Source organism: Saccharicrinis aurantiacus (genome assembly GCF_001660705.2).
Classification (GTDB): Bacteria; Bacteroidota; Bacteroidia; order Bacteroidales; family Marinilabiliaceae; genus Saccharicrinis; species Saccharicrinis aurantiacus.
In genome coordinates this window covers 1-22,026 of the sequence record NZ_LYBV02000023.1, presented here as the reverse complement: position 1 = coordinate 22,026, position 22,026 = coordinate 1, and the positions used below count along the sequence as shown (strand labels likewise).

At 36.8% G+C, this 22,026-nt stretch carries 17 protein-coding genes; 15 read left to right on the top strand and 2 right to left on the bottom strand.

Features of this window, described 5'->3' with window-relative positions; translation table 11 throughout:
- Nucleotides 1–78 precede the first annotated feature (78 nt).
- A complete protein-coding gene (locus A8B35_RS09390) occupies nt 79–963 on the top strand; it encodes a sialate O-acetylesterase (RefSeq protein ID WP_075602768.1) in 885 nt (294 codons plus the stop codon).
- Here A8B35_RS09390 and A8B35_RS09385 read toward each other — a convergent pair.
- On the bottom strand, nt 950–1,936 hold the full coding sequence (locus tag A8B35_RS09385; RefSeq protein ID WP_075602767.1) for a helix-turn-helix domain-containing protein: 987 nt from the start codon (nt 1,934–1,936) through the stop codon (nt 950–952). The two genes, A8B35_RS09390 and A8B35_RS09385, sit on opposite strands and share 14 nt — an antisense overlap.
- 242 nt (nt 1,937–2,178) lie before the next feature.
- Between A8B35_RS09385 and A8B35_RS09380 the strand changes: the two genes are divergently transcribed.
- The 8 genes from A8B35_RS09380 to A8B35_RS09345 all read left to right on the top strand — a co-directional run bounded on the left by A8B35_RS09380 (nt 2,179) and on the right by A8B35_RS09345 (nt 12,880).
- Nucleotides 2,179–2,361, top strand: a complete 183-nt coding sequence (locus A8B35_RS09380) for a hypothetical protein (RefSeq protein ID WP_075602766.1) — start codon at nt 2,179–2,181, stop codon at nt 2,359–2,361.
- Between the two features lie 73 nt (nt 2,362–2,434).
- The gene (locus A8B35_RS09375; protein WP_075602765.1) at nt 2,435–2,992 is read left to right on the top strand and encodes a DUF4136 domain-containing protein; all 558 of its coding nucleotides are present in this window, start codon (nt 2,435–2,437) and stop codon (nt 2,990–2,992) included.
- Between the two features lie 321 nt (nt 2,993–3,313).
- A complete protein-coding gene (locus tag A8B35_RS09370; protein WP_075602764.1) occupies nt 3,314–4,330 on the top strand; it encodes an L-rhamnose/proton symporter RhaT in 1,017 nt (338 codons plus the stop codon).
- 70 nt (nt 4,331–4,400) lie between these two features.
- A complete protein-coding gene (locus tag A8B35_RS09365) occupies nt 4,401–5,528 on the top strand; it encodes a mandelate racemase/muconate lactonizing enzyme family protein (protein WP_075602763.1) in 1,128 nt (375 codons plus the stop codon).
- Between the two features lie 104 nt (nt 5,529–5,632).
- Nucleotides 5,633–7,069 carry an NAD-dependent succinate-semialdehyde dehydrogenase gene (locus A8B35_RS09360; protein WP_075602762.1) on the top strand — a complete coding sequence of 479 codons (1,437 nt, stop codon included), beginning with the start codon at nt 5,633–5,635 and terminating at the stop codon, nt 7,067–7,069.
- A 120-nt stretch (nt 7,070–7,189) separates the two neighbouring features.
- Nucleotides 7,190–7,861, top strand: a complete 672-nt coding sequence (locus tag A8B35_RS09355) for a bifunctional 4-hydroxy-2-oxoglutarate aldolase/2-dehydro-3-deoxy-phosphogluconate aldolase (protein WP_222844133.1) — start codon at nt 7,190–7,192, stop codon at nt 7,859–7,861.
- 107 nt (nt 7,862–7,968) lie between these two features.
- Complete coding sequence (locus A8B35_RS09350; protein ID WP_075602761.1) at nt 7,969–9,060, top strand: sugar kinase; 1,092 nt, start codon at nt 7,969–7,971, stop codon at nt 9,058–9,060.
- Between the two features lie 586 nt (nt 9,061–9,646).
- Nucleotides 9,647–12,880 carry a glycoside hydrolase family 2 gene (locus tag A8B35_RS09345; RefSeq protein WP_075602760.1) on the top strand — a complete coding sequence of 1,078 codons (3,234 nt, stop codon included), beginning with the start codon at nt 9,647–9,649 and terminating at the stop codon, nt 12,878–12,880.
- A gap of 1,667 nt (nt 12,881–14,547) precedes the next feature.
- On the opposite strand, the gene A8B35_RS09340 is transcribed toward A8B35_RS09345, so the two are convergent.
- Entirely contained in the window at nt 14,548–15,297 is a 750-nt protein-coding gene (locus A8B35_RS09340) for a DUF6261 family protein (RefSeq protein WP_075602759.1), read from the bottom strand.
- A 493-nt stretch (nt 15,298–15,790) separates the two neighbouring features.
- Between A8B35_RS09340 and A8B35_RS09335 the strand changes: the two genes are divergently transcribed.
- From A8B35_RS09335 to A8B35_RS09310, 6 genes are all read left to right on the top strand, one after another.
- A complete protein-coding gene (locus A8B35_RS09335) occupies nt 15,791–16,612 on the top strand; it encodes a hypothetical protein (RefSeq protein WP_075602758.1) in 822 nt (273 codons plus the stop codon).
- 444 nt (nt 16,613–17,056) lie between these two features.
- Complete coding sequence (locus A8B35_RS09330) at nt 17,057–17,452, top strand: hypothetical protein (protein ID WP_075602757.1); 396 nt, start codon at nt 17,057–17,059, stop codon at nt 17,450–17,452.
- Nucleotides 17,453–17,690: 238 nt separating this feature from the next.
- Entirely contained in the window at nt 17,691–18,203 is a 513-nt protein-coding gene (locus A8B35_RS09325) for a GNAT family N-acetyltransferase (RefSeq protein ID WP_083634398.1), read from the top strand.
- 178 nt (nt 18,204–18,381) lie between these two features.
- Nucleotides 18,382–18,897, top strand: a complete 516-nt coding sequence (locus A8B35_RS09320) for a hypothetical protein (RefSeq protein WP_075602756.1) — start codon at nt 18,382–18,384, stop codon at nt 18,895–18,897.
- A 408-nt stretch (nt 18,898–19,305) separates the two neighbouring features.
- Nucleotides 19,306–20,472 (top strand): DUF418 domain-containing protein, encoded by a 1,167-nt coding sequence (locus A8B35_RS09315; protein ID WP_075602755.1) that lies wholly within the window; start codon nt 19,306–19,308, stop codon nt 20,470–20,472.
- Nucleotides 20,473–20,650: 178 nt separating this feature from the next.
- Nucleotides 20,651–21,865, top strand: a complete 1,215-nt coding sequence (locus tag A8B35_RS09310; protein ID WP_083634397.1) for an Lcl C-terminal domain-containing protein — start codon at nt 20,651–20,653, stop codon at nt 21,863–21,865.
- Nucleotides 21,866–22,026 lie beyond the last annotated feature (161 nt).

The window sequence follows — 22,026 nt, the reverse complement described above, 5'->3', positions numbered from 1 at the left end:
ACCATATTAACGGCATTGGTTTATCAAATTTGGCATCAATAAATTAATAACGTTTTTTATCCTGAAACCATTTACAATATGATTTTCCTCAAGAACAAGAACCTATTACTATTATCGATATTAATAACATTCCAACTATTTAATATATCAGCACAATCAAATATAAAGGTTGTTTTACTCGGAGGTCAATCCAATATGGCAGGAAGGGGTGTGTATTCTAATTTATCAGATGAAGATAAACAGCGTATAGAACAAGTTAAAGGTAGAGTGTTGGTGGTATCGCAATCCAAAGAGGCAACTCCTTTATCCTATTCTAAAGCAGATAAACGTAAAAAAGAATTTGGTCCAGAGTTATTTATTGGCGTTACTCTAGCTGAACAATTTCCGAATGATACTTTTTTATTTATCAAGACTGCAGTTGGAGGCACATCACTGCATGGGGCTTGGAGTCCTGATTGGACACAAGAGAAAGCCATTGCTTCAGAGCGAGGTGAAGCCCGTCAGAAGATGAAGCTTTATCACGATCATATTAAAAGTATCCATGCTAACTTAACTCAGTTAGAGCAAGAAGGTAAATCATATGATATTATAGGGATGGCATGGATGCAAGGCGAAAAGGATACTCGTTTAGAGTTGTCTGCTAGTGAATATGAATCCAATTTAAAGCGTTTAATACAAGCCTATGAAATTGAATTTAAAATAGAAAATATGCCTTTTGTTTTCGGACAAATCAATAATCCATCTCGTACGAAAGATTATCAGAAAGGTGTTCAAGTTGTAAGAAGTGCAATGACTAATGTGGCTAATTCTAGTGATTTTATCCAGATGATACCTACCTCAAAGGATACCACATGGAGCGATTATCCAAAGCATGAAGATAATGTACATTATAATTGCGAAGGACAGAAGCGTTTGGGGTCAGATATGGGCAAAGCATTAATTCAACTGATCACTTTGCCTTAACTACTTCGGTAGGCAGTAGTCCTTTAATTTTCTTAAACATACTACTGAATTTAGATAGGTTAGAGTAGCCCAAATCATAACCGATTTCAGAAACTGAATAGTTACCTGTTTTTAATCTTCGATAGGCTTCTTCTATTCTAGCATGTGTGTAAAATTGATAAATAGATTTGCCAAATAAATGCTTAAAATCCTGTTTGAGTTTAGTGGGGCTAATGCCAAATTCTTTCGATAATTCATCAATAGTAAAGGAGGTTTCAAGGTTCTCAACTATTTTTGCTTTTATGGCATTTAGCATTTTGTAATCATCTATATGTAATCCTGATAACTCTTCTTTATCAACTTCATGTTTAAAATGTAGGGCAATATTGGTAAATACCTCAAGAGCTCGAGCCGACATTAGTGGTACTTTCCCGTTCTCTAAAGCATCAAACGAAAATAAATCACTTATTAATTTATCATTTTCAACAGATAGGTTAGAGTGATAACCTAGCCCTTCATTAGTATTAAATAGTTCTTTGAATACTGCCGGTAAGCCTTCGTAAATTGGTCCTAATTTAGTTATGTTGAATTTGAAACCTAACCATTTAATATTGGTATTAGCAGGGAATTCTCCTTCAACAGGAAATAGTCCGTTGTATAAAAATACATTTCCATCAAGTCCGCCTTCCATGTTGGTTTGGATGCCTTCATATAAATGAGCAAATAATCCTTCTTTAATAATGTTAATGTGCAAAAGGTCAGGATTATTATCTGGAGTTCTAGATATAATAAGCGGTTTTCTTGAGCATATTGAAGCGTAGGTAAATTCAACTCCCTCAATTGAAAAGAAGCGAATGGTCATTTTAACAGGACCTGTTTTTATTTCCAAGCCGTTATCAGTTTCCTCTCCTCCTAAAGCTTGCTTAAATCCAGTAATGTAGTTCCTTGCTACTCCCTCAGGTATTTGAATTTTTATTTTGTCGTCAGTATTCATAGGTTATAAACTAGGTAATTGAATGTTTATTCTAGGTATCTAAAGTAAGTAAATAATTAAAAAAATGTTCAGATTTTAATTAACGGGTATTGTATTAAATAAGTTGTTGATTTTCTAATCTCATTTAAAGCGGTTGTCCTAAAGGGATGATGCTATGTCTTCATGGGATATTCTAAGGATGTAAAACCTAGCATATTTGTAACAGTTAAAATTACAAAGTCAAACATTAAAATTTTCAAGTCATGAAGAGTTTAAAAGAAGTATTATTTATTGGATTAGTTTTATTTGGTTTAGGTTTCACATCATGTAGCAAAGATGATGATGCTCCAGAACCTATTAATCCGGAGCAACCGACAAACCCTATTGCTCCAGAGCCAGGAGATCCTGCTCATCCTATTATTCCAGAAGGAATTCAACCTGTATAGATTAAGTGTTTTATAGCCTCAGTGTTATTTTTTATTAGTGCTGAGGCTTTGTTTAATTTTAAAAACTGAAGTGATGAAGAAATTAATGTATTTTTTAATAGCAATCTTAGTATTGTCGAGTTGTTCTTCAACTAAAGTTACAAGCGACCAAGTGAGTAATGTTGAGTTTAAAGATTATCAAACCTATAAAATAAGCCACGTGCCTAATAAAAATGGTGAAACCATTAACCCAATAAATATGCAGCGTGTTGATAAAGCTATTCAGAATGAATTAGCAGACCGCGATCTTGTTGTATCTGACGACCCTAGTATGCAAATTGTTTGGGGGTTTGGAGTGGATGTTCAAAAGAGCTACTCTACAAATACAAATTATTGCCGACATGGAGGTGCCGGATTTAGAGGTCGTTATGGTGGCTATGGAATGGCTAGCAGCCAAAGTGATACACAAGAATACGATACAAGTACTGGGAAATTACAAATTGCAGTTATTGACACACGCACAGAAGAGGTAGTGTGGATTGGTACAGCAGAAGATGATTTTAAAGGTAAAAGTAAAAAAGTTGAAGAAAAGATAACTGAGGTTATAGGCAAGGTATTCGATGAATTCCCTGTAAGTAAGCATCAGTCTTAAATATTTCATGACGGATCGAAGGGGAGATGTAAAAAAGCGGATCCCTTTCGTATTCGTTAAAAGATTAGGTGGATTAATACATTAAAAGCAGATTGATTGTGAATAAATTTAGCTGGAAGTATTAGAGTATTCTGTCTATAAGTGTTGGGGTAGGGCGCATTGGTAATCATATTATCGATGCGCCCTTTAGCTATTTAGGCAATTGTTGTTTTTATCATATCCTAAATCGGGTAAAATAGTGTTAGTCTTAGGTAATTTCCGCCAATTATTAGTGTATCCAATTCCATTACTTTGTATAGTTAATTATAAAACTAAAGAAATATGGAATTTGCATTTTTGCCATTAGCACTAATATTATTCGCCACTCTTTTTCAAGGTTCATTCGGATTAGGGATGAAGTTTATGGCTCCACTAAAGTGGGAAGCTTGGTGGTTGGTTCATTCATTATTTGCAATGATAATTTTACCAACTATTTGGGCCAGTGCTGTTGTGCCTGACTTATTTGGGGCCATTGCTCAAGCGCCAATGGACATTAAAATATTGGCTATGTTATTTGGTGCATTATGGGGAATAGGTGGAATCATGTTTGGTAAAAGTGTTCCTTATATTGGTATGTCGCTCACCTATGGTATTGTACTAGGTTTATGTGCTGCTGCAGGTAGTTTAATTCCTTTCTTCATTAAAGATAATCCAAATATGGCCGCTTTACCTTATGTGGTAGGTGGTGTATTTATTATGGTGCTAGGTGTTGCTTTAGCAGCCTATGCAGGAATCCTTCGCGATAGAGCCACAGAGGATGGTGATTCAAAAGTGAATTTAAAAGTAGGTATCATCATCGCAGTTATCAGTGGATTTTTATCTGCTTTACTAGGTGTTGGATTTGATATCGGTTATGCCGAGGGCGAAGGAATTGGAAAATTTGCTCAAGAGGCAGGTGCCATTGCTCGTAATAGTAGTTTAGCCATTTGGGTAGTTGTACTTTGGGGGGCTTTCATCTTAAATGCAGCATATTCAATATTCCTATTGTTCAAAAATAAATCATGGAGCTCGTTTAAAGCACCTAATTCAGGAAAAGCTTATATGTGGTCTATAATTGCAGCTATTTGTTGGTTTGGCGCCTTGGGTGTATACGGACAAGGAGCTACTTTAATGGGTAACATGGGTTCTGTTGTTGGTTGGCCAATATTAATGGGAGGCGGACTTATAGTAAGTAATGTTTGGGCTTATCTAAATAAAGAGTGGGCAGGTGCTAAAAAACCATTTGCATGGTTAATGTTTGGTGTAGCTGTTATCTGTGTAGGTATGATAGTAATTGGCTATTCAAACACAGTTTCGTAAGTATATAATAAAATTAAGAAGGGCGGTGTGAGGTTTATCCTTGCACTTCCTTCAATATTCCAGATAAGAAATGAAGATTAAGTCAATAGAAACATTCGTTTTATCAGACAAGTTAGATAAGCCATTTTATTTTTCGCAATGGTCGTACAGCGAGCGTAAAATATGCTTGGTGAAGTTAACTACTGAGTGTGGTATAGTTGGTTGGGGAGAAGGTTATGGCCCTGCCGATGTATTGAGTGCTGGTGTTAAGTTACTTTCTCAGTATATTATGGGAATGAATCCTTTGGAGAACGAAACCATTTGGGATACCATGTATCGTCGTTCTTTAGATTATGCGCGTAGAGGGGTGCTTGTGGCGTCAATCAGTGCCATTGATATGGCTGTTTGGGATGCCAAGGGTAAAGCTTTAAATGTACCAGTGCACCAATTATTGGGCGGTAAAAAGCGCGATATCATTACACCTTATGCAACCGGTTTATACTTCCGTGAGGAGAAAGATTTAACGCAGGCTTTGGCTGACGAGGCAGTGATGTATAAAGATTTAGGCTACCACGCTGTTAAAATGAAGGTGGGTATGACGCTTGAAAAAGATATTGAAATGGTGCATGCCGTGCGCAAAGCCATTGGCGATGATATGAAACTAATGGTAGATTCAAACCACGCTTATAATCTTCGCGAAGCTATTATCTTATCTAAGGCAATTGAGGAATACAATATCGGTTGGTTCGAAGAGCCTGTTTCTCCAGAATATTACGATCAGTATGCGGAGTTACGTCAAAATACTACCATTCCTATTGCGGGTGGTGAGTGTGAAAATTTACGTTACGGTTTCCACCAATTATTCAAAAACAATTCGGTTGATATTGCTCAGCCCGATATTGCTGCTTGTGGTGGTTTAACTGAGGTTAAAAAGATAGCTGCTTTGGCATCGGCTTATGGTAAGGAGATTGTGCCGCACAGTTGGGGTACTTATATTGCTATTTCGGCAGCCATGCATTTTATTAGTAATTTAGAGAACATCCCGGGTAGAATGTTTAATTCGAACTTCTATATGGAGCATGATAGAACAGATAATGATTTAAGAGATAAGGTAACCATCCCTGATTTTGAAGTGAAAAACGGCGAATTAATTGTTTCTGATAAACCAGGTTTAGGGGTTGAGGTAGACGAAGCGGCTTTAGCTAAGTTTTGTTTGTAAAGCGATTAAAGGATGGTTTATTGTAGGGTTTTAATACAGAGTTATGTGAGGATAGCCTGAAAGCCCATTATATACTTAATTAAGTAAATACAAAAAAATAAGATATGAATTTCGGATATAAAAAAATGTACGTCGGCGGTAAATTAGTCGATGCCATTTCAGGAAACAAACACCAAGTAATTAACCCAGCTACTGAAGAGGTAGTGGCAGAAGTTGCATCGGCAGGTGTTGCTGATGCAGAATTGGCCTTAGTTGAGGCTGAAAAGGGTTTTAAGTACTGGAGTAAATTACCTTTATCGGAGCGTACGGAATGGATGATGAAATTCCGCGACGAAGTTCTTAAAAACGATGATATTCTGCGTAAAGCAGTGATGTTTGAAATGGGTAAATCCTATGAAGCAGCTGCTGAAGATGTTCAGTTATTGGCTGATGGATTAGAATTTTATCCGCAAGCGATGCGTAATATGCACGATGAAATTATTCCAGACATGGAAAACACGCATCGTCATAAAGTAGTAAACCAACCTACAGGGGTTGCTGTGGCTTATTTGGCATGGAATTTCCCACTATTAAATGTAGGTTATAAAGTAGGACCCGCTTTAGCTGCAGGTTGTTCTATCATCATCAAGCCATCTGAATTAACGCCATTATCGGCTTATTTAGTGGGTGAGATATTGGAGAAAATTAACTTCCCAGCGGGTGTTGTAAACTTTATTAGCGGACCGGTTAACGAGGTGGCAACAACCATGACCAAGAGTAAGATAGCGAAAGTGCTTACCATGATTGGATCATCTGCTTCAGGAAAAAGAGTAATTGCTGATTCGGCAACTACAGTAAAGCATGTAAGTTTAGAGTTGGGTGGAAATGCGCCATTTGTGGTATGCGAAGATGCTGATATCGATTTAGCGGTTAATATTGGTGCAGCCTTAAAATATGGTAATTGCGGACAAATATGTGTGTCTCCAAACCGTTTCCTTATCCACGAAAGTGTATATGATCAATTCCTTGAGAAATTTACAGCAAAAGCCAAAGCGGTTAAAGTAGGTTTCGGTATTGAGGAAAAACCAGATATGGGACCTTTAGTTACCTCTCGTGATAGAGAACGTATTTTAAAGTTAGTGGCTGATGATGTAGCATCGGGAGCAGAATTAGTAACAGGTGGTAAGGTGCCTGCAGGCATGGATAAAGGAAACTTTATTGAACCTACTATTATATCAGGAATCACAAAAGAAAGCAGAACTTTTAAAGAAGAGATTTTTGGCCCAGTTGCTGCCATGATGAAATTCTCAAGCATTGATGAGGTTGTGGAGCTATCAAACGATACAGAGTACGGTTTGGTTTCTTATGTTTTCTCTAAGGATGAAGGTGTAATTCGTCGCTTATCAGAAGAGTTAGATTTCGGTGAAGTTCAAGTAAATGGCGTAAAATATGCCATCTACCTACCACATGGAGGAATTAAAGAAAGTGGTATTGGTCACGATTGTTCTTACTTGGCTTTAAACGATTATCTCGTTAAGAAAAGAATCTCTACTGCCTTATAAACCAGTATTGGTTTAAATAACAATATAAATTTTGGATTGACTAGTTGATCTACAGCTTAAATGCTGTGGATTAGCTATGCTCAACTCCAATATGTAGTAATCACATTTATAACTTAATATATGCAACCTATTGCACAACAGGCTATGACGCCTGAAATTATCACAAAAATTGACCAAAGTGGCGTAATTGCAGTTTTGGTTATCGACGATGTTAAACATGCGGTACCAACTGCCAAAGCCTTATTAAAAGGTGGTGTGGATGCCATTGAATTAACCTTACGTACCGATGCTGCCTTAGATGCTGCCGCTGCCATTAAAAAAGAAGTGCCTGAAATGTGTTTGGGTTTTGGTACACTATTAACAGTTGATCAGGTTAAGGCAATTGCCGATGTGGGTGCCGATTTTGCTGTGGCTCCAGGCTGTAATCCTCGTATTATTCAGGAAGCGCACAAACAAGGTTTGTCATTTGCTCCGGGTATTATGACTCCAACCGATATTGAAATTGCAGTTGAAAATGGCTGTAGAGTTATTAAATATTTCCCTGCTGAAACTTCAGGGGGTATGAAGCACTTAACAAATATGGTGGCTCCTTATGGATACTTAAACCTTAAGTTTATCCCCTTAGGCGGATGTAATATCCAAAATGCAGCAAGTTACCTTGAGTCTCCTTTAATTACTGCAATTGGTGGTTCATGGATTGCGAAGCAACCATTAATACAAGGTGAGCAGTGGGATACCATTACTGCAAATGCACAAGAAATAACAGATTTAATTAAAAAGGTAAGAGGCTAATCGTTTAGTATAAAGTACAAGATCTAAGTATAAAGATAGTTTAGCGTAGAAGGAATGTCTTTGGTCTTTATACTTATATCTTAATACTAAAAAAATAAAACAACATCATGAGTAAAATAGTAACTTTCGGAGAAATAATGGGACGTATCTGTCCTGAGAACTTCCAACGTTTTCGTCAAAGTATGCCAGGTAAGCTTGATCTTACATTTGCTGGTGCCGAAGCCAATGTAGCTGCATCTGTAGCCATGTTAGGTGGCGATGTTAAGTTTGTAACAGCATTACCTGATAACGAAATGACAGAAGCTTGTCTTTCAGTTTTAAAAGGTATTGATGTGGATACATCTGGTATCAAATTAACAGATCACGGTCGTTTCGGATTGTATTTTGTTGAGCGTGGTGCCAACCAACGTCCGAGTAGAGTAATGTACGATAGAGATTATTCTGCCGTTTCTATGACTCCGGGTGAGGATTACGATTGGAATACCATTTTTGATGGTTCGGAGTGGTTACACACTACAGGTATTACACCTGCCTTGTCTGAAATGTCGGCAACAGCTGCTGAAATAGCCGTTCGTACCGCAAAAGAAAAAGGATTGACTGTTTCGTGCGACCTTAACTTCCGTAAAAAATTATGGCAGTGGCAAACCGGTACCTCAGCAACCGATTTAGCACAAAAAACTATGCGTGCTATTTTACCTTACGTTGATGTTGTTATTGCCAACGAAGAGGATGCACACGATGTGTTAGGTATCTCTGCAGAGAATACAGATATTGAAGGCGGTAAGCTTGATGTGGATAAATATGTTGATGTAGCAAAAGAAATCATCCGTCAGTTCCCTAATGTAAAAAAGGTAGCCATCACTTTACGTGAGAGTTTATCGGCAACACATAACAATTGGGGAGCATTATTATACGATGCTACCGAAGGTAAAGCACATATTGCTCCAATGAATAATGGCGAATATGCCCCTTACCAAATTAAAAATATCATCGACCGTGTTGGTGGTGGCGATTCTTTTGGTGCAGGTTTAGTATTTGCATTAAATACACCCGATTTGGCAAAATCAGCAGATGCTATTCGTTTCGCAGTAGCAGCTTCTTGTTTATGTCATTCAATTAATGGCGACTTCAACTATTCGTCGCGTTCAGAAGTAGAAGCTCTAATGGGCGGATCGGGTTCTGGTAGAGTAGTACGATAATTAGTAATACCAATTCTATTTTGGATTGAGCCTTAAATTGTTTTGAATATTTTTAGCTTAGACAAGGCGAAAAATTGAGGCATAGCCTTTAGCTACGGCGATATTTTTTAACGATGTATCAGCTAAAAAGTACAAAAGAATTAGGCTCACTTCAATGTAGTATTGGTATAATTTAGTTGTAAGGCAATAGTATAAAGACAAAAGACACCAATAATTTCAAATGAGAACTTGTTATTACGAATCGTTTTTAGGTAACAAATTCAATCGCTAAATCTTTTAACTGGAGGTAAGCAGTCTTAAGTCTTTATACTTGAATCTTAATACTTGATACTAGATTATAACTAAATAGGGCAAACTTGTATGTAGGTGGTAATTGATATCCGTAAAGGTTTTTAATAATGCATACAAGTTCTGCCTATTTTTGTTTTATGGCCTTTTGTCCATATTTAGTCTAGTGCTGTGAGGCACTATTTATAGCTTCTTAGCCCTATATTCGTGAAAATAATCCAGTGTACTGGATGAAAATAAAGTAACGAAACATACATTAATTTTAGATATTCAATATCTATCAAAACAATTTTAACACATGAACAAGTACATAGTATTAGTAGCATTTCTATTGGCTTCAGTTCAGTTCGGATTTGCCCAAAACGATTGGGAAAACGAAATGATGTTCGAGCAGAATAAAATGGATGCCAGAGTGCCCAGTTATTCTTATTCTAACGCAGATGATGCCTTAGTGGGTAATAGAGACAAAGCACGTATAAAATCGTTAAATGGCGTTTGGAAATTCAACTACGTTGGTAAAACAGATGACAGACCAACTGATTTTATGGCAAAAGATTTTAAAGGTGCCGATTGGAGCGATATCAAAGTCCCATCAAACTGGGAGCTTCAAGGTTTCGGACAGCCTATTTATACTAATATTACTTACCCTTTTACGCCACATATTTTAGATGGCACATTAAAATACGATTGGAAAGGTCCTCAGCCTCCAATGCCTCCGTATATCTACAGAGACAATCCGGTAGGAAGTTACTTCCGCGACTTTGAAGTGCCTGCCGATTGGGATGGTCAATCCATAATTCTTCATTTTGGTGGAGTAACATCGGCATTTCATTTATGGGTGAATGGCGAAAAAGTAGGGTATAGTCAGGGAAGCTGTTTAGCAGCTGAGTTTGATATTACCGAGTTTCTTACGGAAGGAACAAACAGAGTAGCCTTACAAGTTTTTCGTTGGTCGGATGGTAGCTATCTCGAAGATCAAGACCACTGGCGCTTGAGCGGAATTCATCGCGAAGTGTTATTAATGGCTCAACCTAAAGTGGCCTTAAACGATTTCTTTGTTCGTACAAAGTTTGATGCCAATATTGAAAATGCCAAATTAGAAATTCGTCCGAAGCTTTGGCTTCAGGATAAAGAACAAGATTTAAAAGGATGGACATTATCTGCCGAGTTATTTGATGCTTCAAATAACAAAGTGTTGGAAAAACCAATGTCAGTTCCTGTTGAAAAAATACGCAAGCAACGTTACGCTGCGCGCGATATGCCAAAGTGGGCTATGCTTGAGGCAGAAATAAACCACCCAACAAAGTGGTCTGCTGAAAACCCGTACTTGTATAATATTGTATATACTTTAACAGATGCCAATGGCGATGTTGTGGAAGCACGCAGCCAGAAAATGGGTTTCCGTAAGGTTGAGTTTGGTAAAAACCAAGAGCTATTGATCAATGGCAAAGAGGTTAAAATAATGGGCGTCAATCGCCACGATCATGATTCTGAAAGAGGTAAAGCATTAACACGCGATGATATGCGCGAAGATGTGGAGCTAATGAAACGCTTTAATTTTAATGCAGTGCGTACCTCGCATTATCCTAACGATCCTTACTTCCTAGAGCTTTGCCAAGAGTACGGTATTTATGTAATGGACGAGGCCAATATTGAAACGCATCACTTGGGTGGATATTTGGCCAATCAGCCTACATGGCCTGCTTCAATCATGAGCCGTGTAATTCGTATGGTAGAGCGCGATAAAAACTTCCCTTGTGTTATTTCGTGGTCGCTGGGTAATGAGTCGGGTACAGGACCTGCTTTTGCAGCTGCTGCCGCTTGGATTCATGAGTACGATCGCTCTCGTTTTGTACATTACGAAGGCGCGCAAGGAGATCCGGAGCATCCTGATTATGAAGAAGGAGATAATGTAGGTTATAAATATGCAAATGAGCCTTCTATGGCAAATCCTACCGATCCTAGTTATGTAGATGTTATTAGTCGTATGTATCCTAACTTGGATCAGCTTAAGAATATGGCCAGTAGTCCTTATATCAGCCGTCCTATAATTATGTGCGAGTACCTACATGCCATGGGTAACTCCATTGGTGGATTGGGCGATTTCTGGGACGAAATTAGAGTGACACCTAACTTAATAGGTGGTTTTATTTGGGATATGATTGATCAAGGAATTGAGAAAGAAGGTCCTGATGGCAAAACATTTTTTGCTTACGGAGGTGATTTCGGCGACAAGCCAAACGACGGTAATTTCTGTATGAACGGGGTTTTTGCTTCTGATAAATCACCACATCCACATGCGTGGGAATGTAAGTACGTATTTCAACCACTTGTTGTTGAGGCTGTAGATATTAAAGCCGGAAAAGTAAGGTTTATCAATCGCTTCTCTTTCTCTAACCTGAGTAACTACGATTTCAAGTGGAGCTTATCTCAAAATGGTAAAGAAATTCAGAAGGGAAGTTTAGCAAGCATCGATATCGCAGCAGCGGAATCAGGCATTGTAAATATTCCATTAAAGGCAATTAAGTTCAATGCTGAATCGGAGTATTTCTTAAGAATTAGCATGCACGAAAAGCAAGATCGCCTATGGTGTAAAAAAGGTTTTGAAGTAGCTAAAGAGCAATTGTTGGTTCAAGAAAGAACTGCGCCGGTAACTGTACCAAATGTTTCGGGAACTGCATTTAAGGTAGCCGATGCTGATAATAACTTAGCGCTATCTACCAAAAACTTCAGTGTTGCTGTAAGTAAAGAAAATGGATCCTTAACATCTTATATCCTAAAAGGAAAAGAACAGTTATCATCGCCTTTAAAGCCTAACTTTACGCGCCCAACAACAGATAACGATACACGAGGAGCCAACTATAAATTCTTTAAGCAATCGAGAAATGTTTGGGAAAAATTACCCGCCGAACTTGAAACATCTTCTGTTGAGGTAATTAGCAACGAGAATGGTAAAGCAGTTATTGAAGTAAAACAAAATAAGGGTGCTAAAATTAATTTAGTAACTCAGTATGTGTTGTTTAATAACGGTACCCTTGAGGTAAATATGAATTTAGATGCCGATAAATCATTGGCCAGTCTCATTCGTTTTGGCGCCACAATGGGTGTTTCTTCTGATCTTGTGAATACAGCGTATTACGGTAATGGCCCTGTGGGAACTTACCCGGATAGAATGAGAAATGGAGAATTGAATGTGTATAATTTCAAAACCGACGACTTGTTCTACAACTATGCGTATCCACAAGAAAATGGGAATAGAACCCTTACGCGTTGGTTTAAAATGAGTAATGCGAAAAAAGCAGGTTTACAATTTGTGGCGGAGCCTGAGTTCAGCTTTTCAGTATGGCCTTATTCAGCCGATAATATTGAAGAAGCAGAGCATCCTTACGATTTAAAAGCACAAGGCTTTTATACGGTAAATATTCATATGCTACAGGCCGGAATGGGTGGTACCTTATCTACTCGTTTGCCGCAATACCTGCCACAATCAGGCAAGTATAGCTTTAAGTTTATGATAAGCCCAATTAAATAGATTTTTGGTTATTATTCAGTATAAAGTATAAAGACATAAGTATAAAGATTCTAGAGAATTGTCTTACTACTGAATAGTTGGGATTTTTGCAATTTAATATGATAATTTAGAGTTGAAGGAGCAGCCTTAGGGTTGCTCCTTTTTTTATGGGAGAATTATTCTATTGTGTTGTGCGCAAGACTACGTTATTGCGTCATCGCGAGGCACGCGGCGATCTCAAGGCGTTTTGTAAGTCAGGAGTGTGAAGACTGAAGTGCTTTACAGCTTGCCTATGATTAATTACGCAAGGTAGGCGAGCTGCAAAGTAATTTATAACTTATCATTTAATTTAATAAAGTCGCCTTGAGATTCCTTCGTGCCTCGGAATGACGAGGCGCAAAAAGGGTTTGCAAGACTACGTTATTGCGTCATCGCGAGGAACGTGGCGATCTCAAGGCGTTTTGTAAGTCGAGAGTGTGAAGACTGAAGTGCTTTACAGCTTGCCTATGATTTAATTACGCAAGGTAGGCGAGCTGCAAAGTAATTTATAACTTATCATTTACCACTTCATTTAATAAAGTCGCCTTGAGATTCCTTCGTGCCTCGGAATGACGAGGCGCAAAAAGGGTATGCAAGACTACGCTATTGCGTCATCGCGAGGAACGTGGCGATCTCAAGGTGTTTTGTAATTCGGGAGTGTGAAGACAGAAGTGATTTACAGCTTGCCTATGATTTAATTACGCGATGTAGGCGAGCTGCAAAGTAATTTATAACTTATCATTTATCACTTAATTTAATAAAGCCACCTTGAGATTCCTTCGTTCCTCGGAATGACGCGGCGCAAAAAGGGTGTGCAAGACTACGCTATTGCGTCATCGCGAGGCACGCGGCGATCTCAAGGCGTTTTGCAAGTCAGGAGTGAGAAGACAGAAGTGCTTTACAGCTTGCCTATGATTTAATTACGCAAGGTAGGCGAGCTGCAAAGTAATTTATAACTTATCATTTACCACTTCATTTAATAAAGTCGCCTTGAGATTCCTTCGTGCCTCGGAATGACGAGGCGCAAAAGGGTGTGTAAGACTACGTTATTGCGTCATCGCGAGGCACGCGGCGATCTCAAGGCGTTTTGTAATTCGGGAGTGTGAAGACTGAAATGCTTTACAGCTTGCCTATGATTTAATTACGCAAGGTAGGCGAGCTGTAAAGTAATTTATAACTTATCATTTTGAAATATGAACGTGAAAGGATTCGCGCGCGCGCGAGTGAAAACAATGTTGTACTAAATAATATTACGTATTGGGTTTTCAACCCAAACCCGACTTCATTTCTTGCCTTGAAGCAAGAAACAGAAGCAAAGAAATTCAAGGCTGCTTTACAAAAAACTTTTTTATTTATTTGAAGCTTAAGTGCGGCTGGCGGATCTAAGAGCAAAGCTCTTAGCTAGCCAGTCTTACTAAAGCTTCAAATAAAACAAAAGCTTTTTGTAAAGAGGCCAGCCTGACAAGGCGCTTAAATACAAGTCTACGAAAAAACACATTCCAATAACAAACTATTCATTAGTAGCTTAGCCTTAAAAATATTAATGGGAATTATTCTATTGTTTATAAAACCAAAAAGGCTGCTCTGATACCAGAACAGCCCTTCCTTTTTCCCTATAAAAACCAACAGTTAATAGATTTTGGGATTATTTACTCGTTTACATTTTCTGTTACTTCAGCTTCTTTATTTGCATTGCTCTTAGCTTTGCGCATATCAAGCATTCTGTCGTACTCACCAATGAGTACATTAAGGCGCTCCGCAAGTGGCTTATATAACTCTTCACCTTTAATTAACGAAAATGCTTCAATGTATTTTAGCAGTGTAGTATACTGCTCAGCCATTTCAATACGGATGTCTCTAAAATTAATCTCCGGATTATTGGCACTCTCATCAATACGCGACAGAAACAAGGTATCAAAAGCATTATTAGCTTCATCAAGCTCGTTTAGCCATGGCTCTTGATCAATAGTTGCTACAGCGGCCGCTAGCTTTTCGTCGTTTCGCCATTTGCTAACCAAATCGTTAATGGTGCTTGTTTCGGCCGCATAATTCAAACGTGCAATAGTATCGCCATAAAATTCGATACTATTGTACAAATCGAGTGCCGCTGTACGTATGGTTTCGTTAAAACTATATTTGTAAGCCTTGGTAAGAGCTATTAAACCGTTTAAAGCATCATCGCGTCGCTTATCGGCCATAGCAATTTCCTCGCTTAAGTCGCTGCCCATTTTTTGTTTGTATAAAACAGTAAGCTTATCGCTATTGTCTTTTAATGGAGTGTATACTGCATCTATACCCAGTGCAGTAGCATCGTACTTTAACACCAGTTTATCAAGGTGTTGGAAAAATTGAACAAACTCGCTGTTTCGTAAATTTGTTAGTTTAACATGATCAAACATAATTGCTTAGATTTTGGTTGATTTTAATAAGGTATACGAAACTATATTAAAATATTTTCACATCCAATAGCTGATAATCAGTGTTTTATTGTTAAATTATTAGCCTTCGTAGCTACTCCCATGCAAAGCTGCAGGGAGCTTGCGTCAGTGACGCAAACCCGCCGCAAAGTTGCAGGAAGCTTGCGTCAGTGACGCAAACCCGCCGTAAAGTTGCAGGAAGCTTGCGTCAGTGACGCAAATCCGCCGTAAAGTTGCAGGAAGCTTGCGTCTGTGACGCAACTCTGTTGCAAAGTTGCAGGAAGCTTGCATCAAACAAAATCCCAAAGCGCCTGATGCAAAAGAGAAACAAGACCCACATTACTCTTATTTTTAAGTCACTTATAGCGGTAAACGTTTACAAACGTTAACGAAATGTTTATATATTTGGTTTTTGTTAAATATATCGCGGACTAGTGGGATATATATTAGTTGGCAACTATTAGAATAAGAAACAATGGCAAGAAAATCACCAAGTGCAGATTCATTAAAATTGTTATACGTTAGGTCAGGAAACGAATGTGCTTTTCCTGAATGTGAACATCCAATATTTAACGATAAAGGGCTTTACATTGCACAATTATGTCATATTAAAGCTGCAAATAAAGGCGGGCAAAGATATGATGCTGCTCAAACTGATGAAGAAAGGAGTGCACCAGAAAATCTACTCTTTATGTGCCATAGACATCATAAAGAAACTGACAATGAAGAAGACTATTCAGTTGAAAAACTCACTGAAATTAAAAATAATCACGAACTAAAATTTACTGAAAAAGGAAAAGAGGCATCCAAAGAAATGATTCGTCAAGTTCTATTTGAAATCAATTATTTTTGGAAACAACAATCAATTAAAACATTTGAACTTGATGATTTAAAAATAGAAAGAGACTTCAATAAAGAAATCTTGGATTTGTTTGCAGAATTGGATGAGCATATCGAAACTGTAAGAAATTATTGTGATTTATGTGCTGAATCTGATAGTTCTGAAACATTGCGGTCAGACTTAAATTTATTGATTGAAAAATCGGGACTTGACTTGTCAATATTTAATAGTATCCCTTATTACGAAAACCCATTTGAAAATAGAAACTGGGAAATGCATAATATAGGCAGACCTAATTTCTTTTCTCACATTTCACTATGTATAAATCAATTGAAAGTTAAGACATTGGAAGAATTATTAATAAGTAATCCTGAAAATCAAAAATTGAATGCTCTACTTGTAGATTTCAGAAAAGAATTTGAATCGGATTATGATAATTCATATTATGTAGATTAATAACAGTTGCCAACAGAAAATATAGTACATTTGGCAGATGGTGCTAAAAATGAGGATGATAGAAATAAATAAACATAGTGATAAATTGAAAATTTGGAGCGTTGAAATGCCAAACGACACCATATTCAAAACGTTGCCACTTATTAAGAACCTAAATATGAGAAAGACATTAATTACATTTTTTTTATTTTTTCCGTTGCGATTGTTTACTCACAGAGTATTACAACGATTAGTTTAACGGATACCATACCAAATTTAGACAATAGGTATTTAGAAGGAGAGCTTGGATTACGGAAGTTTATCGCATCTGAATTTAGATATCCAGTAAGTTCTATCGATAACTACAGAATTGGCTTATCTATAGCATCTATCTCAGTAACCACAGAAGGTAATATTGAAAAAATCCAAATATGGAATTCCTTAGATAAGGAGATTGATGAAGAAATGATTCGAGTTCTAAGAATGACTGAAGGTAAATGGAAAAAAAAAGAGGGATTCCAGGATAGTGAAACTTTTTATATACAAGTGTTACTTAAACTAGATAACTCAGGCACTAATACATATTGGAAAAGAACTAGCAATATAATCGATTACGTAGTAATTCAACATTTAAGTAAAAAGAATAAATATATTACGAATGAAGAATTAGAATATTCCTTAAATTCAAGTATTAAACTGAAGGACTATGAGGCATCTGTAGCAGTTTTGAATGAATTGGTAAGGAGAAACCCATATAATACTATGTTATATAACTTAAGAATGCGATGTAATTCTAAGTTAAGAGCATATAAAGACGTTATGATCGATTCTAATAAATTGTCTAGCTACATCTATAGGTAGAGTTTTAGTAACAAGTGGTAAAAAAAATAAAGGGCATAGGTTACTAGCATAAATTTGGGAGTGTTGCTCTTTGAATAAGTTCGCCGAAGCAAAAGCTTCGGCCAGTAAAAAGGATAAATTTATAACCATAACAAAATTTCGGATTGGAGGGATTTCGGAAGTTAGGTTTTTCAAATTAGCCAATACATTTTATACGAGCAGTTAACACCAAGCACAAAAGACATCCTAACAAAAATATATGATTATTGAGAATGAAAGAATAAGATTGGTATTAACGAAATATGAAGATATTTCAAGGCTAATTCAGATTGAAAGTGAGAATTCGGACTTTATTGGGACTTATAATATTGACAGACATAAAAAAGTGATTCTAGATGATGATGAAATGCACCTGTCAATATTTGAAAAAGCGAATAATTCACTACAAGGTCATATCATTCTAGCAGGACTGAGGAATAAAGATGCATCTATTGAGTTTAGACGGATTGTTGTAGATAACAAAGGTAAAGGATTAGGGAAAGATTCAATAAAGCTGATTAAAAAGTATTGTTTTGAAGAATTAGAAGCATACCGGATTTGGCTTGATGTTTTAGAAGATAATTATAGAGCAATCGAATTGTACCAATCTCAAGGATTCAGTATCGATAGAATTCAAAAAGAATGTGTTAAGCTGAATGGAGTATATCATTCTTTACTAATTATGTCTATTAAAATGACAAATAAAGAAAATGAATATTTTGGAATACACTAGAATAGAAAAAGGTTTATTCCTGTTGTAAACTCAGAAAATGGGGAAGATATTGTTTACGAAAACGGCATATCTATCAGTTATGGTTTTTGCTATCAGTTATCAATATATTGAAACAGCCCAATACCTAATATTTAGCACAGAATAGTCTCATATATTAATTTAGAATTAATTGAGAAAAATGAAAATGAAGCTATCAAGAGTATTTGTAGGAATTATCATTCTAGTATCTGTGATTGCCATGTGTATTAATATTTTTCAAGATTTAAGATACTTGAAAATGTTACATGGCTTTGAACCAAGTCTATTCCAATTCCTGAAAATGATATTTCTTTCAAATTACTTTGTTCGTCCCATATTGATTATTCTCTCTATAATTGGTTTTTTCTATTTAGCTTATGGTGGTTGGTTGACAATTTCCAATTTATTTTACTTTGTCTTGTTTGAACAAATTCTAATCAGAATACCTGAACATTCAAATGAATTACTGTATTATATCGTTATGGTTATTCCAATGATTATTTTAGTGGTGCTAAATTTAAAATCCATACTTGATATTTATGGAATAAAGAAAAAAGATGTACTAGTTTTAAATATGACATCAATAATAATCGCGATGACTTTAATTTTAGTGAAAGGTCACCTGCTTTTGAATAATAAAATGCTTACCTGGGAAATAATTGATAAAGTAAAATAATTACTATTAATCACTAAGTGTCCTGCCTGTTTGAAGAACAAAGAATTGAAATAATTGCTTTGCCCTGCCAGTAGGCATATTTGGGCAAACAACCCAATACCTAATATATTTAGCACAGCATTGTCTCACAATATTAATTTAGAATTAAATTGAATTAAGAAGGAATAGCGTTTATTGTTATTCCTTTTTTTATTTTGCTACGCCTTAGTCTAGAATAGAAGTTATTTAAAGTTGTTTGGAAATTTCGAGAGTGACATATTGGTTTCAGTGACAAGGCTCAATTTTTCTTGCATAGCCTTAGCTACGGAATAAAAATTAGCTGAAGTCAATGAAATTAAGATGTTACTCGCAGTTTTTCAGCACGACTTTAAACAACTTCATAGTTTATAAAATCTAAAACAGTTATTTATGACAGTAAAGAAACCTCGCGTTGAGGTAGTGGATAGTTTAAGAGGACTAGCCATATTTGCCATTATGCTTCTGCATTGCATTGAGCACTTTAATTTTTATGTTTTCCCAGATAATGCCACGCAACCCGATTGGCTAAATACCCTTGATACCAATGTTTGGGATGGCTTGTTTTTTATGTTTGCAGGTAAGGGCTATGCCATATTCTCTTTGCTATTTGGTTTCACATTTAGTTTAATGATGACCAAGCAGCGTAGTTTAGGTAAAGATTTTGGATACCGTTTTTTATGGCGTTTATTACTATTGGTAGGCTTCGCATTAATTAATGGCGCCTTCTTTCCGGGTGAAGTATTGTTAATGTATGCTTTAGTAGGATTGGTGTTGTTCTTTGTCCGTAATTTAAAATTACAAGCTTTGCTTGTTGTTGGGGCTATCCTTCTATCACAACCCGTAGAATGGTTTAATTATGTTTATCATTTAATTAATCCTGATTATACCATTAATGTAATCCCGTCGCATACGTATTGGTCAAAACTTAAAGAAGCGCAGTTGGGCGATTCTTTCTGGGAAACCGTAAAAACAAATACCTTATACGGCCATAAAGTTGCTTTAATATGGGCTGTTGAAGTGGGGCGTTTGGTTCAAACTGCCGGATTATTTATTGTGGGTTATATATTAGGCAACACAAAACGATTTTATGATACACCTGAGAATATTAAATTCTGGACTAAAACGCTAATCATATCAGCAATTGTATTTATTCCATTCTACTTTTTGGCATTAAATGCCAAGGAGTTATTTCCTTCAGAAGCAGAAAGACTCACCTTAAAACGAGTGGTTGAGATGTACCGAAACCTAGCCTTTACTTTTGTATTGGTTTCATCCTTTATACTTCTTTACAAGAAAACGTGGTTTAGCAAGTTGGTAGGAGGTTTAAAATATCCAGGCCGAATGAGTTTAACGGCCTATGTAATGCAATCCATCGTGGGAGGTTTCATCTTTTACGGATATGGTTTAGGAATAGGTCCGCATGTAAAGCATACCGTTTCATTAGGGATAGGAATTGTGCTTTACGCCCTCCAATTCTATTTCTGCAAATGGTGGATTACCAAATATGGTCAGGGACCGCTTGAAAAGTTATGGCATAAACTAACTTGGATTAAATAATTCAATTACTTCTAAATAAAGCCTACAAGCCCAGTGGATATATTTCCATTGGGCTTTTTGGTATAGATAAATGCCTTAGTATATAGATAAAATATCTCAATTGGTTGATTTTAGTTGTTATTGCAGCTGTGAATAAGCAAATTTATTGTAATATTTAATAAACCATATACTTACAATTATGAATAGAATAATCTACTCACTACTAGCTATACTGTTCTTCTCCGGATCAACAGCTATTTCTCAACAAAATAATACAAAAAGAGTAAGCGAAGCTTCCCCAATAAGTTATCCTATTGTGCACACAGGAGTTTCTGAATTTTACAATACAAATGCCATTATTAAAACACCCAATACTACGGAGGCATTGTATTGGCAAGATGCAGGGCGTGTTTATAATAAACCATCGTACACCAATAATGAAGATGGAACCATTAGTGATGAAGTAACAGGCCTAATGTGGCAACAAGATATGGGAGAGAAGATGACTTACCCAGAAGCTGTGAAGTACGCTAAAAAGTCTACCTTAGGAGGATACGATGATTGGCGTTTGCCTTCCATAAAAGAACTCTATTCCTTAATTCAATTCACTGGTCAATTAAAGCGAGATAAGGTGCAGGCTCTGTTTATCGATACCAATTATTTTTCTCAGCCTTTTGGCGATGTATCAAAGGGGGAGCGAATTATTGATGCACAAACATGGTCATCTAGCATATATACCGGAAAAACCATGCGTGCTGATGAAACGATTTTTGGGGTTAACTTTGTCGATGGTCGCATAAAGGGGTATCCTGCAGTAAAACCAAGAGCTCGCGAGGCCAATAAAATGTATTTCCGTTTGGTGAGGGGAAACTCAGAATACGGAAAAAATAGCTTTGTGGATAATGGGGATGGTACCATAAGTGATTATGCAACGGGCTTAATGTGGCAAAAATCGGATGATGGTAAAGCCCGCGATTGGAAAAAATCAATTGAATATTGCGAGAATCTAGAATTAGCGGGCTACGATGACTGGCATCTGCCAAACATTAAGGAATTGCAAAGTATAGTTGATTATCAAAGAAGTCCCATGGCAAGCAATTCAGCTGCCATAGATCCTGTTTTCGAAATCTCAGAAATAAAAGATCCTGAAAACAATAAAGGACATTATCCATTCTTTTGGGCAACAACTTCGCACCTAGATGGACCTAAACCATATAGTAACGCTACCTATATTGCTTTTGGGAAATCCCTAGGGAAAATGAGAGGTGAGCTAATGGATGTACACGGCGCAGGTTCGCAACGAAGTGACCCTAAAACAGGCGCAGCATCATCCTATCCAATCTATAGAGGGCCTCAAGGCGATTTAGTTAGTGTTTTTAACCACTGTAGGGCAGTTCGTAGAATAATTAAATAAACAATTTTCCGTTATATGAGTATTAATAGAGTACTAGAAGTTTTCATACAATGTACTGCACGGCTTGTTTAGTATCGACCTCAGCCAGTGAACCAAAAAACAGGATTGAAATGACGGTTAAAAATTGTTTTCTGTTTGAGTGCTTTGAGGCACGAAAAAGT

What these genes read in the sequence shown, in the direction of transcription:
- A8B35_RS09345 (WP_075602760.1), top strand. Translation starts at nt 9,647, where the DNA reads ATGAACAAGTACATAGTATTAGTAGCATTTCTATTGGCTTCAGTTCAG.
- A8B35_RS09310 (WP_083634397.1), top strand. Translation starts at nt 20,651, where the DNA reads ATGAATAGAATAATCTACTCACTACTAGCTATACTGTTCTTCTCCGGA.
- A8B35_RS09390 (WP_075602768.1), top strand. Translation starts at nt 79, where the DNA reads ATGATTTTCCTCAAGAACAAGAACCTATTACTATTATCGATATTAATA.
- A8B35_RS09335 (WP_075602758.1), top strand. Translation starts at nt 15,791, where the DNA reads ATGGCAAGAAAATCACCAAGTGCAGATTCATTAAAATTGTTATACGTT.
- A8B35_RS09325 (WP_083634398.1), top strand. Translation starts at nt 17,691, where the DNA reads ATGATTATTGAGAATGAAAGAATAAGATTGGTATTAACGAAATATGAA.
- A8B35_RS09365 (WP_075602763.1), top strand. Translation starts at nt 4,401, where the DNA reads ATGAAGATTAAGTCAATAGAAACATTCGTTTTATCAGACAAGTTAGAT.
- A8B35_RS09380 (WP_075602766.1), top strand. Translation starts at nt 2,179, where the DNA reads ATGAAGAGTTTAAAAGAAGTATTATTTATTGGATTAGTTTTATTTGGT.
- A8B35_RS09315 (WP_075602755.1), top strand. Translation starts at nt 19,306, where the DNA reads ATGACAGTAAAGAAACCTCGCGTTGAGGTAGTGGATAGTTTAAGAGGA.
- A8B35_RS09375 (WP_075602765.1), top strand. Translation starts at nt 2,435, where the DNA reads ATGAAGAAATTAATGTATTTTTTAATAGCAATCTTAGTATTGTCGAGT.
- A8B35_RS09385 (WP_075602767.1), bottom strand. Translation starts at nt 1,936, where the DNA reads ATGAATACTGACGACAAAATAAAAATTCAAATACCTGAGGGAGTAGCA.
- A8B35_RS09355 (WP_222844133.1), top strand. Translation starts at nt 7,190, where the DNA reads ATGCAACCTATTGCACAACAGGCTATGACGCCTGAAATTATCACAAAA.
- A8B35_RS09360 (WP_075602762.1), top strand. Translation starts at nt 5,633, where the DNA reads ATGAATTTCGGATATAAAAAAATGTACGTCGGCGGTAAATTAGTCGAT.
- A8B35_RS09350 (WP_075602761.1), top strand. Translation starts at nt 7,969, where the DNA reads ATGAGTAAAATAGTAACTTTCGGAGAAATAATGGGACGTATCTGTCCT.
- A8B35_RS09340 (WP_075602759.1), bottom strand. Translation starts at nt 15,297, where the DNA reads ATGTTTGATCATGTTAAACTAACAAATTTACGAAACAGCGAGTTTGTT.
- A8B35_RS09320 (WP_075602756.1), top strand. Translation starts at nt 18,382, where the DNA reads ATGAAAATGAAGCTATCAAGAGTATTTGTAGGAATTATCATTCTAGTA.
- A8B35_RS09330 (WP_075602757.1), top strand. Translation starts at nt 17,057, where the DNA reads ATGATTCGAGTTCTAAGAATGACTGAAGGTAAATGGAAAAAAAAAGAG.
- A8B35_RS09370 (WP_075602764.1), top strand. Translation starts at nt 3,314, where the DNA reads ATGGAATTTGCATTTTTGCCATTAGCACTAATATTATTCGCCACTCTT.